15 protein-coding genes are annotated in these 12943 nt (G+C 59.6%); 3 read left to right on the top strand and 12 right to left on the bottom strand.

What is annotated here, in order from left to right:
• The gene (locus Q1A44_RS17810; protein ID WP_299627984.1) at positions 1–1299 is read left to right on the top strand and encodes an amino acid ABC transporter permease; all 1299 of its coding nucleotides are present in this window, start codon (positions 1–3) and stop codon (positions 1297–1299) included.
• A gap of 15 nt (positions 1300–1314) precedes the next feature.
• A complete protein-coding gene (locus Q1A44_RS17805; RefSeq protein WP_299627982.1) occupies positions 1315–2082 on the top strand; it encodes an amino acid ABC transporter ATP-binding protein in 768 nt (255 codons plus the stop codon).
• 60 nt (positions 2083–2142) lie between these two features.
• Here Q1A44_RS17805 and Q1A44_RS17800 read toward each other — a convergent pair whose 3' ends face one another.
• The 12 genes from Q1A44_RS17800 to rpmH form a co-directional block, all read right to left on the bottom strand.
• Positions 2143–2637, bottom strand: coding sequence for a histidine phosphatase family protein (locus Q1A44_RS17800; protein ID WP_299627980.1), 495 nt, complete (start codon positions 2635–2637; stop codon positions 2143–2145).
• Positions 2634–3248 (bottom strand): ferredoxin, encoded by a 615-nt coding sequence (locus Q1A44_RS17795; RefSeq protein ID WP_299627979.1) that lies wholly within the window; start codon positions 3246–3248, stop codon positions 2634–2636. Before Q1A44_RS17795 ends, Q1A44_RS17800 begins: the two co-directional genes overlap by 4 nt.
• Positions 3245–4039, bottom strand: a complete 795-nt coding sequence (locus Q1A44_RS17790) for a sterol desaturase family protein (RefSeq protein ID WP_299627977.1) — start codon at positions 4037–4039, stop codon at positions 3245–3247. The genes Q1A44_RS17795 and Q1A44_RS17790 overlap by 4 nt, the downstream gene beginning before the upstream one ends.
• A gap of 69 nt (positions 4040–4108) precedes the next feature.
• A complete protein-coding gene (gene argB / locus Q1A44_RS17785) occupies positions 4109–4972 on the bottom strand; it encodes an acetylglutamate kinase (RefSeq protein WP_299627975.1) in 864 nt (287 codons plus the stop codon).
• A gap of 88 nt (positions 4973–5060) precedes the next feature.
• Positions 5061–5714 carry a ribosome biogenesis GTP-binding protein YihA/YsxC gene (gene yihA / locus Q1A44_RS17780; RefSeq protein ID WP_299627973.1) on the bottom strand — a complete coding sequence of 218 codons (654 nt, stop codon included), beginning with the start codon at positions 5712–5714 and terminating at the stop codon, positions 5061–5063.
• A complete protein-coding gene (locus Q1A44_RS17775) occupies positions 5711–6451 on the bottom strand; it encodes an MOSC N-terminal beta barrel domain-containing protein (RefSeq protein WP_299627971.1) in 741 nt (246 codons plus the stop codon). The genes yihA and Q1A44_RS17775 overlap by 4 nt, the downstream gene beginning before the upstream one ends.
• Complete coding sequence (yidC, locus tag Q1A44_RS17770) at positions 6448–8271, bottom strand: membrane protein insertase YidC (RefSeq protein WP_299627969.1); 1824 nt, start codon at positions 8269–8271, stop codon at positions 6448–6450. Before yidC ends, Q1A44_RS17775 begins: the two co-directional genes overlap by 4 nt.
• 210 nt (positions 8272–8481) lie before the next feature.
• Entirely contained in the window at positions 8482–10029 is a 1548-nt protein-coding gene (locus Q1A44_RS17765; protein WP_299627967.1) for a bifunctional diguanylate cyclase/phosphodiesterase, read from the bottom strand.
• A 78-nt stretch (positions 10030–10107) separates the two neighbouring features.
• Positions 10108–10986, bottom strand: coding sequence for a tRNA 2-thiocytidine(32) synthetase TtcA (ttcA, locus tag Q1A44_RS17760; protein WP_299627965.1), 879 nt, complete (start codon positions 10984–10986; stop codon positions 10108–10110).
• Positions 10987–11103: 117 nt separating this feature from the next.
• On the bottom strand, positions 11104–11337 hold the full coding sequence (gene yidD / locus Q1A44_RS17755; RefSeq protein ID WP_299627963.1) for a membrane protein insertion efficiency factor YidD: 234 nt from the start codon (positions 11335–11337) through the stop codon (positions 11104–11106).
• Positions 11334–11744: a ribonuclease P protein component gene (gene rnpA / locus Q1A44_RS17750; RefSeq protein WP_299627960.1), complete on the bottom strand. Its 411-nt coding sequence runs from the start codon at positions 11742–11744 to the stop codon at positions 11334–11336. Before rnpA ends, yidD begins: the two co-directional genes overlap by 4 nt.
• 21 nt (positions 11745–11765) lie before the next feature.
• Entirely contained in the window at positions 11766–11900 is a 135-nt protein-coding gene (rpmH, locus tag Q1A44_RS17745) for a 50S ribosomal protein L34 (protein ID WP_215959558.1), read from the bottom strand.
• 309 nt (positions 11901–12209) lie between these two features.
• Here rpmH and Q1A44_RS17740 point away from each other — a divergent pair, with 309 nt between their 5' ends.
• A complete protein-coding gene (locus tag Q1A44_RS17740) occupies positions 12210–12941 on the top strand; it encodes a TVP38/TMEM64 family protein (protein WP_299627957.1) in 732 nt (243 codons plus the stop codon).
• Positions 12942–12943: the final 2 nt, after the last annotated feature.

Here is a 12943-nt window from a genome sequence, read left to right as displayed (position 1 = left end):
ATGTCAGATACGCATGCCAACTCTGTCGCCTTTGTGCGCACTGAACAGGTGCCTCCGTCGCCACCACCATTCCAGACCTCCGGTCCGGTCAAGTGGGCCAAGGACAACCTGTTCTCCACCCCGCTTTACACTCTGCTGACCATCGTCGCGGCCTATTTCATCTATGTGATCCTGGCCAACACACTGCCGTGGATTCTCAACGGGGTTTGGTCCACATCCAGCCTCGCGGAATGTCGCGAAGTGCTGGACGGCGTGTCGGGGGGCTGTTTTTCGGTCCTGACAGAACGGTGGAACCAGCTCCTCTTTGGGTTCACATACCCATCTGAGGAATATTGGCGTCCGACGCTGGCCTTTATCCTGCTGTTCGCTGCGGCCGCACCGGTGCTGTTTTACAAGCTGCCACGTAAACTGCTGATCATCACGGGGCTCTTTCCCTTTGTCGCCTACTACCTGATCTGGGGTGGCACGATCTTTACGCCAATCCTGGCGCTTGTCGGCTTTGTCGCGGGCTATTTCGTGTACCAGCGCTTTGTCGCGGGCAGCTTTGCCGCCGGTTTCTTTGGTGGGGTGGCCGCAGCCTTGGTGGTCTGGAACATCGGCGGAATGCTGATCCCTGAGAACGCCAACGAGAACGCAATGCTTTTGGCGGTGCCGTCGCGGGATCTGGGGGGCTTCATGCTCAACATGATGCTGGGCGTGACCTGTGTGTCGCTGTCGGTGCCTTTGGGCATTGCCCTGGCGCTGGGTCGGCAATCGGACATGCCGCTGATCAAGTGGATTTGTGTGGTTTTCATCGAGTTCATCCGCGGCGTGCCGCTGATCACGCTGCTGTTTGTGGCGTCGGTGATGCTGGCCTACTTCTTCCCGCCCGAATCCACGACGGACTTGTTCCTGCGGGTTGTGATCATGATCACCATGTTCTCGTCCGCCTATATCGCCGAAGTGATCCGGGGTGGCCTCGCCGCCCTGCCACGCGGGCAATATGAGGCGGCAGACAGCCTTGGCCTGGACTACCCACAGGCCATGCGGTTGATCATTCTGCCCCAGGCGCTCAAGATTTCGATCCCTGGCATCGTCAACATCGCGGTGGGCCTGTTCAAGGACACGACGCTGGTGTCGGTGATCTCGATGTTCGACATCCTGGGCATGATCCGTGGCCCCATCCTCGCCTCCACCGAATGGAACGGGGTGTACTGGGAGCTTCTGGGCTTTGCCGCACTTCTCTTCTTTGTCGTCTGCTACGGCATTTCTCAATATTCGCAGTGGCTGGAACGCCAGCTTGCGACCGATCACCGCTGATAAGGAGTGGCTGACATGAACGAACAAGTTGCACAGAATATCTCGACCGAGGTCGCCATTTCGATTGAGAAAATGAACAAGTGGTACGGGACGTTTCACGTGCTGCGCGACATTGATCTGACGGTTTATCAGGGCGAGCGGATTGTGATTGCCGGGCCTTCGGGCTCGGGCAAATCCACGCTGATCCGCTGCATCAACGCGTTGGAGGAACATCAGCAAGGGTCGATCACCGTGGATGGCACATTGCTGTCCTCGGACCTCAAGAACATCGACAAGATCCGGTCAGAGGTCGGCATGTGCTTTCAGCATTTTAACCTCTTTCCCCACCTGTCAATCCTTGAGAACTGTACGCTGGCCCCGATCTGGGTGCGCAAGACGCCCAAGAAGGAAGCCGAAGAGATCGCGATGCACTTCCTGGAAAAGGTGAAAATCCCGGACCAGGCGGACAAATATCCCGGTCAACTTTCGGGTGGTCAGCAGCAGCGTGTGGCGATTGCCCGTTCGCTCTGCATGCGCCCGCGCATCATGCTTTTTGACGAACCAACGTCGGCGCTTGACCCCGAGATGATCAAGGAAGTTCTGGATACGATGGTGGAACTTGCCGAAGAAGGCATGACCATGCTCTGCGTGACGCACGAGATGGGCTTTGCCCGTCAAGTGGCGAACCGCGTGATCTTTATGGATGAAGGTCAGATCGTCGAGCAGAACGAGCCCGAAGAGTTCTTTAACAACCCGCAAAGCCCCCGGACCCAGTTGTTCCTGAGCCAGATCCTCGGCCACTAAACAACCCGTAAGGCGGACCTGTGGTCCGCCATTGGTAACGGGGGCGGATCAAGATCCGCCTTACGGGGTCAGTTCTCGCGGGATCGCAAAATCAATCGGCTGGCCCTCGCGCCAGCCGATGTCGTTCCAGGCCTCTGCATCAAAGCGGATCACGCAAGTGGCACAGGTCGGATAGTCGACAAATCGTGGATGCGGCGGCGCGTGCTGCACCAGTCGGTCGGCAAAATCCGCAATGCCCGGATTGTGCCCCAGCATCAGCACTGTCTCGCCGACCTGTTCGCGCAACACCTCCATCATGACTTCAGGTCCTGCATGGTAGAGCGCGCGGGTAAATTGGACGGGCACATCAAAGCCAAGGCCCAAAAAGGTCTCGCCTGTCCTTTGGCTCGACGAACTCGTGGCCGCGTCAGGTATATGACCTTGCGCGCGCAGCCAGTCGCCCATGGCCCGCGCCGAAGCGCGCCCGCGATCGTTCAGAGGGCGCTCATGGTCTGGTTGGGTGATGTCATCCCAACTCGATTTCGCGTGCCGCATCAGGATCAATGTGCGGCTCATCCAACAAAGGCCTTCATGTGGAACGCTGACTGTGCCTCTGGCCGATCAAAGGCCTGGCTGACAGGACAAACGCGCCGAACGTGGCAGCCGCCCGTCATGCATGTGAGACCATCGGGCGTATCAAGATATGCCTTACAGGCTGGGACATCATAGGCCTGTGCGTCGCTGAGCGCATCCACGGGGCAGGCGTTGACACAGGGGCGGTCCAGGCAGATGTCGCAGGGGCTGGTTCCTGCCACCGCATCGTCGAAAGGCGTGGCGAATTCCAGTGCGCCCCTGATGGAAATCATCAGCCCCGCGCGATCATGTATCATCATGCCCGTCGGGCTTTGCCAGAACCGACCTGTCGCCATCGCCCAGGCAATGAATGGCGCATAGGGCGGCCCATCTGAAGGGAAGTGCGCGGTTGCGCCGGCCTGATCCGCCAAGGCGTTCAAAATGCGTTTCGACCAACGATCCACCGGGTTTTTTGCGCCGTCCTCGAATTCGGGACTGTGCCGGAAGATATCCCACCACTGGCGGTCTGTTCCGATGAGAATGCGGGTGCCCGCATGACCCATTGCAAACAGACCATGAGGGGCCACGGCCTGATCGATTTCGGCAGGGGTCATTTTCGGGTAAAGGGCAACGACATGCTCCACCCCAGTTGCGAGGGGCGGTCGTCCTGCCACTCCAGCCCCACCTGCATCTCGTCGTGACCGGCCGCAGGTTGGGCGATGTAGGTGCCAAACATCCGGTCCCAGATCGACAGGGCAAAGCCGTAATTGCTGTCATGCTCGTGCCGGTGCACCGAATGGTGCACGCGGTGCATGTCGGGGGTGACCAGCACGCGGCGCACAATCGCATCCAACCACAAGGGCAGGCGGATGTTGGCGTGGTTGAACATGGCGGTGCCGTTTAGGATGATTTCGAACAGGATGACCGCAATGGCGGAGGGCCCCAGCAGGTAAACAACCCCGATCTTGAGCAGCATGGACAGGCCAATTTCCACCGGGTGAAAGCGGATCGCGGTGGTCACGTCCATGTCCACATCGGCGTGATGGACACGGTGCAGCCGCCACAATAGGGGAACTTTGTGTGTGATGAGATGCTGGGCCCAAATTGCGAGATCAAGGATCAGGATGGCCGCGAAAATTTCAAACCAAAGCGGCAAATCCAAAAGGTTGAGCAAGCCCCAACCCTGTGCATTTGCATCAACGGCGGCTCCAACTGCGAGCAGGGGCAAGGCCACGGCCAAAGCGCGCAGCAGAACCGTATTGGCCACAGTAAAGGCCCAGTTGGTCACCCAGCGACGGCGACGCGTTTGCGTGCGCACACGGCGTGGGGCCAGCGCCTCGACCGCGGCGAGAACCAGAAAGAGGCCAAGGAAGATGCCAAGGCGAATGAATGCTTCGTTTTCCATGGCCCGAACTTAGACCAGCGCAGCCCACATGCAATGCGGCCTGCCGACACGTTTGTGTTAACGTCGCATTTACCGGGGCCGAATAATTGAGCCTGCACCGTGATCCGTGAACAGCTCAAGCAGGCAGGCGTTTGACGCGCGCCCGTCCAGAATGACCACCGCGCGCACGCCGCTGGCAATGGCATCCAGCGCGGTTTCGGTTTTCGGGATCATGCCGCCAGCGATGGTGCCGTCTTCGGTCATGCTGCGGATCTGGTCGGCTGTGAGGTCGGTCACCACCTCGCCCTCCGCGTTTTTGACCCCGCTCACATCCGTGAGAAGCAAAAGGCGATCTGCCTTGAGCGCGCCGGCAATTGCACCTGCGGCGGTGTCGCCGTTGATGTTGAATGTCTCGCCATTGCGGCCCGCACCCAAGGGCGCGATGACGGGGATCATGGATTGATCAAACAGAGTGCGCAGCAGGCTTGGGTCCATCTGGGCCGGGCTGCCGACGAGGCCCAGTTCGGGATTGGCCTGGTCACAGATCATCAGGTTGGCATCCTTGCCCGACAGGCCAACGGCCCGCCCACCGGCGCGGTTGATGGCCTGCACGATGCGCTTGTTCACCACACCTGACAGCACCATTTCCACCACTTCCATGGTGGCTGCGTCCGTCACCCGTTTCCCGTTCACAAATTCTGAACGAATGTCGAGGCGCTTCAGCATATCGTTGATCATCGGCCCGCCGCCATGAACGATAACCGGATTCACGCCGACCTGGCGCATCAGCACAACGTCATTGGCAAAACTTTCCATTGCCGCATCGCTGCCCATGGCGTGGCCGCCCAGTTTGATGACGACAGTCGCACCGGCATAGCGCTGCATGTAGGGCAAGGCTTGGCTTAGGGTGCGGGCGGTGGCGATCCAATCGCGATTCATATCTTGGGTCTTCATGTTGAGGCCGTGCGGTTCGGGCGTTGCCTGTTTGTGCCTGACCTGCCCGCCGGGGCCAAGAATTTTCGAACCAAAAATCTTGGTCGTATCATGTGAGCGTGGCAATGATGGCGCGTAGGGTCGCGATCCCATCGCCCTTTTCGCTTGAGGTCAGGACGATTTCCGGGAACGCAGCGGGGTGTTTCGACAAAGCGCTGCGCGTTTGGGAAAGTACCGCGTCGCGGTCTTTGGCCTTCACCTTGTCGGCCTTGGTCAGCACGCATTGGAACGTGACGGCGGCACTGTCCAAAAGGCTCATGATTTCATGATCCACCGGTTTGACCCCATGGCGCGCGTCGACCAAAACGAAAGCGCGGCGCAGGGTTTGGCGCCCCGACAGGTATTGCTTGAGCAGGCGTTGCCATTTCTCGACCACGGGCAAGGGGGCGTTGGCATAGCCATAGCCCGGCAGGTCGACCAGATACCGTTCGTCGCCTGCGGTGAAAAAGTTGATCTCTTGCGTGCGGCCCGGCGTGTTTGATGCGCGTGCCAAACCTTTGCGGCCTGTCAGCGCATTGATTAGCGTGGACTTGCCGACATTGGACCGCCCGGCAAAACAAACCTCGATCCGGTCCGCCGGGGGCAGGCCGGACATGGCAACGACCCCTTTGACAAATTCAGTCTCGCCCGCGAAGAGCAGGCGGCCGCGTTCTTCAGTCTGCGCATCGGGCGCTTCGGCGATGGGGAAAGGCAGTTGGGTCACAATGGCACCACGCTTGAGCCCAAGACGATGTGGCCACCTTTGATCACCTCGCACCGGACAGAAAAATCCTGATGACCAAAGGCATCCAGTGCGGCCAGAGTATCCGCATCGCGCCGTCCTGTTTCCGGATTGGCGGTTGTGGCCAGGCACCTGTCGGTGCGTTCGGTGGGGCGCAGGATGGCGTCGCCCACCTGAATATCTGCTCCCATCCAGTCAAATTCTACCCATGGCGCATCGCTGTCGAACCAGATGTTGCCGCGCCACCGATGGATCGAGAGGTCATGGCCGATCTGGGCCTCAACCGCCCGGTGGGAGGCGCGGTTGCACAAGGTCACAGATGGAAAATCGCTATCGGTATAGCCACGGCCGTCGAGGCGCATAATGTGGCTGGGCAAGGCCCGGTTTTGCGGAACCAAGGGGGCGGACCATCCGATCAGCGCGCCCGGGTCCTTGTCCGGATCAAAGGTCAGGTCGGGCCGGTCGGGGTGCGACAGGGTGATCAGCCCGGTAGCCTCGTCCAGCGTGGCGGTGATGGCCATCAAATCAGGCGCTTTGGATACACGGCTGAAATTGGCGCATTGTGCCCAAACGCCAGCCTCGGCCTTGGATGCGTCATGCGCCACGGCCCAGACGCGATCCCATTGCATCGCTTCGCCTGCGCGCAGGTCAACGGCCTCAAGCGCTTCGCGCCCGTGGCTTTTGATCGGGTGCCGCCATAGGCCGTCGACTTGCATCATTTGCTGTCCGATTTAGTCCGCTTTTTGAAGCTGGATTTGATGTTGCCCAGAAGGTCCGGCTTATAGCCCTGGCTGCGCATGATCAGGTATTGCTGGGTGAAGGTGATCGTGTTGTTCGCGATCCAGTACACCACAAGCCCGCTGGCAAAGCTGCCCAGCATGAACATGAAAATCCAGGGCATCCAGGCAAAGATCATCTGTTGTGTCGGGTCCGTGGGTGCCGGGTTCAGCTTTTGTTGCATCCACATCGAGATACCCAAGAGCAGAGGCAGAATACCGATAAAGATCAGGGCCATGATCGAATTGGGTTCGGGCGCGCCAATGGGCAAGAGGCCAAAAAGGTTCAGTATGGTGGTCGGGTCTGGCGCGCTCAGGTCCCGGAAAGGGCCAAAGAAGGGCGCGTGCCGCAGCTCGATCGTGACAAAGATCACCTTGTACAGCGAGAAAAAGATCGGGATCTGCAACAGGATCGGCAAACAGCCTGCGGCCGGGTTCACCTTTTCCTTCTTGTAGAGCTCCATCATCCCCTGCTGCATCTTTTGGCGGTCGTCTCCGGCTGCTTCCTTCAACTTCTCCATCTGGGGCTGAAGCTCTTTCATCTTGGCCATCGAGACATAGGATTTGTAGGCGAGCGGGAAGAGGATCGCCTTGATCACAAGCGTCAGGCCGATGATCGCCCAACCCATGTTACCGATGATCAGGTTCATTTCGTGCAGCAGCCAGAAGATCGGCTTGGTCAGGAAAAAGAACCAACCCCAGTCGATGGAATCGATAAAGCCCTCGACGCCCGCGTTTTGATAGGTGCGGATGGCATCCCATTCCTTTGCACCGGCGAAAAGTTGGGTGGTCACCGAGGCGGTCGCGCCGGGTGTGATCTGGCGCGTGGGCAGCACGGCCTCTGTCTGGTAGATGTCGCGCCGCTCGTCGTATTTGATCACTTGGCGGAATGCGGAGCCGGGGGCGGGGATCAGCGTGCTCATCCAGTAGTGGTCGGTAAAGCCGATCCAACCGTTCTGCTCAACCGCGATGGTTTCAGCGCGCGCGCCTTGGCGGGGATCAATCTCGTAGTCTGGAATGTCAGACCAATCGACCTCGCTCAGTTCCCCATCGGCCATCGCCACAACACCCTCGTGCAGGATGAAGAAGTTCTTGAGGTCTTCGGGTTCGCCGTGCCGCGCGATCAGGCCGTAGGGCGCCATGCTGACGTTCGCGCTTCCGTTGTTGGTCACGCTTTGCGTGATCGTGAACATGTATTCGCCGTCGATGGCAATGTCGCGGGCAAAGGTTTGGCCGACGCCGTTGTCCCATTCAAGGCGGATGGGCGAGCCCACGCTCAGCGCGTCACCGCTTGCAACCTGCCATTCGGTGTTGGGGCCGGGGACGGATGCGGGGTCAACGCCCGCCGCAGGGGCCCAACCATAAAGGGCGTAATGCGCATCGACTGACCCGACAGGGGACATCAGGGTGACGACGGGCGCGCCTTCGTCCAGGGACTGGCGGTAGTCATTCAGCGTCAGATCGTCGATCCGCCCACCGAGCAGAGAGATCGAACCGGACAGTCGGGGTGTCTGAATGTCGACGCGCGGTGCGTCAGCGGCGGCTGATGCGTCAGCTGTGCCGGTTGTATCAGCGGGCTGCGTGAGCGTGTCTGCGGGGGCCGATGGCACCGCGGCGGTGCCATCGACCGGAGTGGTCGCGGCTGGTGGTGTGGCGTCCAGTGCCGTATCGGGTTCTGGCGGCGGGAAGAGGACAAACCACACCAGAATAACGATGAAACTGAGTGCTGTTGCAAGAATGAGGTTCTTGTTCTGATCGTCCATCGGGACCGCCACCTGCTGTCTGAAATGTTTGTCGGGTTCAACAGAGTGCAGGGCCAAAGGTCAAGTGGATTCGCCCTTTTGGACAGTATGTAGCGGTGCTGTGAGGCTTGCGGGCAAAAGGCAGTTGGGGTCCAGTCGCTTCGTGTTACCGGTCCACCGCCTCCGCGATCACAGCCAAGGGCCGGGCATCGGTCTCCTCAGCCTGTCAGCTTAATTTGCCCTGCGGCCCGGTATGACCGGTGCATCTTGCAATTTGGCCTCATGGGCGCGAACCCAATCGAGCGTCTTTTCAAAGGGCATCGGTCGCGCAATGCCAAAGCCCTGCACATGATCGCAACCCAATTGCGCGAGCAATGCATGTTCACCCACGGTCTCGACCCCTTCACCAAGGGTTTCGACGCCCAATCGTTCTGCCATGGTCAAAACCGCGCTGATCATACGCTGTTGTTCCGGGTCGCGATCCGCTTTCATGACAAAAGAGCGGTCAATCTTGATCCGGCCAACCCCAAAGCGACGGATGGAGGCAATTGACGCATTGCCCGTTCCGAAGTCGTCAAGGTCAATGTGACAGCCAAGCGCCGTCAACGCATTGATATTGCGTGTGATCGTATCGTCCGAGGTGTTGGTGACCACCGTTTCAAGGATTTCGACGGTCAGGCGGTCCGGGGTCAAATCGAAGCGGTCCAATTCCCAACGGACCTTGTCGATCAGGCGAGGGTTGCTCAACTCACTGCCGCTGAAATTCACGCCGACCTGTGGCACGTGCAATCCGGCGGAATCCCATGCCTTGAGTGCGGTGAAAGAGTGATAGATCATCACCTCCGCCAAACGCTCCAACAGGCCGCTTGCTTCGATGGCGGGCAGGAACTCTGCCGGGGAAATCGCGCCACGATCCGGGTGAATCCACCGTGCGAGCGCTTCGAACCCGGTCACCTTGCCGGTGTCTGTTGAAATCTGGGGCTGGAACCAGGGCTGTATATACCCTTGTTCAAGGGCTGCGGCCACTTCATCGCGCAAATCGGCGCGGTGCTTGAGCCGCGACTGCAGTTCTGATGAATAGGCGCGGACTGTACTGGGGCCACGACGCTGCGCTTCGATCAAGGCGGCAAGTGCGGCGTTGAGCCAATCTTGCGCATCGGCACCGGGGGCACGGGCCAGCAGGCAAAACCCGATACTTGCCGACATATAGACCGACGTGCCGTCAATCGCGATCGGCTCTTCTATGGCGGATTGCATGCGGCTGCACATCTGCAAACAGCTTTCCAAATCAATGTGCTGCACATCGCCGAGGCATATTCCAAACCGGCTGTCGCCGATGCGGCTGATGGTGTCGCGGTCGCGTGAGACGGTGACCAACCGATCACCGACAGCTTTCAAGACCTTGTCCACCGCGGCCGGTTCGAACCGATCCTGCAATTCGGCAAACTGATCCAGCTCTACAGTAAAAATCGCGCTGCTCTTGCCGGAGGCTGGCGCATCGGCATGCACCACCTCGGCCTTGGGGACAAATTGATCCGCGGGCACAAGCCCGGTCTGCGCTATCCGGGCCAAGCGCGCGCGGGTCGATGCATCGACGCCGCCGAACAGGAGCCACAAAAAGGGAACGGCAACGGCCAGCGCGATCAAAGCAGGCTCGCCCCCCAGCCAGAAGGCCGCCAGGGTCGCCGCAGGCAGGAAGGCAAGCATTTGCGGGCCTGACAGGGCGGCCACACACCACGCACGTGCATGTTTCAGCGCAATCGGCAGGCGAAGTTGCATTCAGGTCCCCTTGTGATCTGTAGCTGCCGTTTCTTCAGCAGACCCACAGACGATTAAGGGCACAGGGTGATCGGCGTGTTAACGCAGTGTCGGAATCTCGTCGGGATTTGCGTCAAATTTTTCCGAACCGCGCATCAGCCCCGCAAAATCAAAGAGCTTCGGGTCGAGCAGATGCGAGGGCCGCGCATTCATCAGGGCGCGAAACATCACCTGCCTGCGACCGGGGCTGTTGGCCTCCCAGCCATCCAGAATCTGTTTGACCTGTTGGCGTTGCAAGCCGTCCTGGCTGCCGCAGAGATCACAAGGAATAATGGGGTAATTCAAAGCTTTGGCAAATTTTTCACAATCGACCTCGGCCACATGGGCGAGCGGCCGATAGACAAAGAGATCGCCCTCTTCGTTGACCAGTTTGGGCGGCATCGTCGCCAGACGGCCGCCATGAAAGAGGTTCATGAAAAACGTCTCGAGAATGTCATCGCGGTGATGCCCCAGCACCACGGCGGAACAGCCCTCTTCGCGGGCGATACGGTACAGATTTCCGCGGCGCAACCGCGAACATAGTGCACAAAAGGTGCGTCCGGCTGGCACTTTGTCAATGACGATGGAATAGGTGTCCTGGTATTCGATCCGGTGCGGTACACCCATCCGTGCGAGGAACTCAGGCAAGACCGTCGCGGGGAATCCGGGCTGTCCCTGATCGAGGTTGCAGGCCAGAATATCGACTGGTAGCAAGCCGCGCCATTGCAGTTCGTGCAGCACCGCCAACAGTGTATAGCTGTCCTTGCCGCCGGACAGACAGACCAGCCAGCGGGGGCGTTCGTTTCCCTGCTCGACCATCCCATATTGCTCGATTGCTTCACGGGTATATCGTACGATCCGTTTGCGCAGTTTCTTGAATTCGGTCGTGGCGGGGGCACCGGCGAAAAGCGGGTGGATATCGTCGTGATCGTCCAGCATGGCGGGGCCCTTCGGGGTTGCAACGGGCCGACATATACCACGTGCGGACCGAAGCAAAAGAGGCCGTCGGCAGTTGATATCGGACCTTACAACCACGCCAATATACGGCGTGGCGGGCTAGTCGTCCTTTGGGTCCGGCACAGGATCATAGCCGTCATTGCCCCAAGGGTGACAGCGCCCGATGCGTCGAGCGGTCAACCAGCCGCCCTTGAGCGCCCCGTGCTTTTCCAACGCTTCCAACGCATAAGCGCTGCAGGTCGGCTGATAACGGCAATTGAAGCCAACCCAGGGGGAAAAGATCAGCCGATAAGCTCGTACGGGCAGAGCAATCACAAAAGCGAGCGGGCTCATGCGTCGCAACCAAGGGCTGTGCGCAACTCATTTCGCAGCTGGTCAAAGGGCCGGGTCGCGGTGATGTCTGCGCGTCCGATCAGGACGTAATCTGTACCGGGGATGCCGCAGCGTGGCAACTCAAGGCGAGCAATCTCGCGCAGACGCCGTTTGGCGCGGTTGCGGGCCACGGCGTTGCCGACCTTCTTGGAGCAGGTAAAGCCAACACGCATTGGCCCATCGCTCGCGCATGCGCGAATTTGCAGAATAAATCCTGGGGTGACCACACGCCGGGCCCTGGCCGCGCGCAGGAAGTCCGCGCGCTTTGTCAGTACCTCGAACCTGGAAGGTGCCCGACGCAAAGAACCCGCCGACGGCGCGTCCTCTCCAGCGGGGTCGCTGGTCAAAGGGGCCTTCGGCGGGGTCATGTATAAACCTGTGGAGAAAACTCAGGCGCTGAGCGACTTCCGGCCATGGGCACGGCGGTTGTTCAGGATCTTGCGGCCAGCCTTGGTGGCCATACGCGCACGGAAACCGTGGCGCCGCTTGCGGACGAGGTTCGAGGGTTGATAAGTGCGTTTCATCGCAGTCGCTCCAGATCTATTGGCCAACATGCGCGCGGATTCGGCTGTCAGCAGTATTCGAAGCCCGTCCTCTAAAGGGGCAGGGCGGGCAAGTCAAACCCTTGGGCTACGAAATCAGGCCGCTTTGCAACAAAATCTGCATCAGTGCGTTCCTATGTTTCAATAGCGCGCTCTGAGGCCACACACACTCACGAAATGCAGGGGCACGATCAAGCACGCGTGAGGTGCCTGTTTAAATGCGCCGTGCAGGCGCATTTTGCAGTTCAGACGGCCAACCCCACTGGCGCAACTGCGAAAAAGGCGACAACGATGTCCGATATGAGCGATCCACACAAACCCGGCCTGGCGCGGAACTTGCCGCTGATCGGCATCGCGCTCGTCGCGCTGATCGGGGCCTTTACCTTGCGCGATTACCTGAGTTTTCAGACACTGGCAGACAATCGCGAAAGCCTCTTGGCTTATCGGGACGCCAATTATGGCAGCACGGTGATCATCTTTGTGCTGGCCTATGCGCTGGTCGTAGCCTTTTCGCTGCCCGGTGCGACGGTCATGACATTGACCGGTGGGTTTTTGTTTGCGACGTTCCCCGGAGCCCTTTTCAACATGACGGCGGCCACATTGGGTGCCATCGGCATTTTCATGGCGGCCCGTTGGGGGCTTGGTGAAAAGCTGTCCGAGAAGATGGACAGCAGCGACGGCACCGTCAAAAAGATTAAGGACGGCATAGATGAAAACCAGTGGTCGATGCTGTTTCTGATGCGTCTTGTGCCAGTTGTGCCGTTCTTTGTGGCCAATCTGGTGCCTGCGCTTGTCGGTGTGTCGCTCCAGCGCTTTGCCATCACAACCTTTTTGGGGATCATACCGGGCGCGGTTGTGTTCACCTCTGTCGGCGCGGGTCTGGGTGAGGTGTTTGACCGAGGCGAAACGCCTAACCTGGGCATCATATTCGAGCCGCAGATCATCCTGCCTATCCTCGGCTTGTGCGTGCTGGCGGCCCTGCCCATCATGCTGAAAGCCGTGCGCGGCAAGAAAGGCCTCTGACC

The organism is uncultured Tateyamaria sp., assembly GCF_947503705.1.
Lineage (GTDB): Bacteria > Pseudomonadota > Alphaproteobacteria > Rhodobacterales > Rhodobacteraceae > Tateyamaria.
The sequence above is the reverse complement of the archived record's forward strand: the minus strand, read 5'-3'. Positions and strand labels throughout refer to the sequence as shown.

Bases quoted from the DNA above. Each gene is read 5' to 3' on its own strand.
- Q1A44_RS17810 (WP_299627984.1), top strand. From the start codon at position 1: ATGTCAGATACGCATGCCAACTCTGTCGCCTTTGTGCGCACTGAACAG.
- Q1A44_RS17805 (WP_299627982.1), top strand. From the start codon at position 1,315: ATGAACGAACAAGTTGCACAGAATATCTCGACCGAGGTCGCCATTTCG.
- Q1A44_RS17800 (WP_299627980.1), bottom strand. From the start codon at position 2,637: ATGAGCCGCACATTGATCCTGATGCGGCACGCGAAATCGAGTTGGGAT.
- Q1A44_RS17795 (WP_299627979.1), bottom strand. From the start codon at position 3,248: ATGACCCCTGCCGAAATCGATCAGGCCGTGGCCCCTCATGGTCTGTTT.
- Q1A44_RS17790 (WP_299627977.1), bottom strand. From the start codon at position 4,039: ATGGAAAACGAAGCATTCATTCGCCTTGGCATCTTCCTTGGCCTCTTT.
- argB (WP_299627975.1), bottom strand. From the start codon at position 4,972: ATGAAGACCCAAGATATGAATCGCGATTGGATCGCCACCGCCCGCACC.
- Q1A44_RS17775 (WP_299627971.1), bottom strand. From the start codon at position 6,451: ATGATGCAAGTCGACGGCCTATGGCGGCACCCGATCAAAAGCCACGGG.
- yidC (WP_299627969.1), bottom strand. From the start codon at position 8,271: ATGGACGATCAGAACAAGAACCTCATTCTTGCAACAGCACTCAGTTTC.
- Q1A44_RS17765 (WP_299627967.1), bottom strand. From the start codon at position 10,029: ATGCAACTTCGCCTGCCGATTGCGCTGAAACATGCACGTGCGTGGTGT.
- ttcA (WP_299627965.1), bottom strand. From the start codon at position 10,986: ATGCTGGACGATCACGACGATATCCACCCGCTTTTCGCCGGTGCCCCC.
- yidD (WP_299627963.1), bottom strand. From the start codon at position 11,337: ATGAGCCCGCTCGCTTTTGTGATTGCTCTGCCCGTACGAGCTTATCGG.
- rnpA (WP_299627960.1), bottom strand. From the start codon at position 11,744: ATGACCCCGCCGAAGGCCCCTTTGACCAGCGACCCCGCTGGAGAGGAC.
- rpmH (WP_215959558.1), bottom strand. From the start codon at position 11,900: ATGAAACGCACTTATCAACCCTCGAACCTCGTCCGCAAGCGGCGCCAC.
- Q1A44_RS17740 (WP_299627957.1), top strand. From the start codon at position 12,210: ATGTCCGATATGAGCGATCCACACAAACCCGGCCTGGCGCGGAACTTG.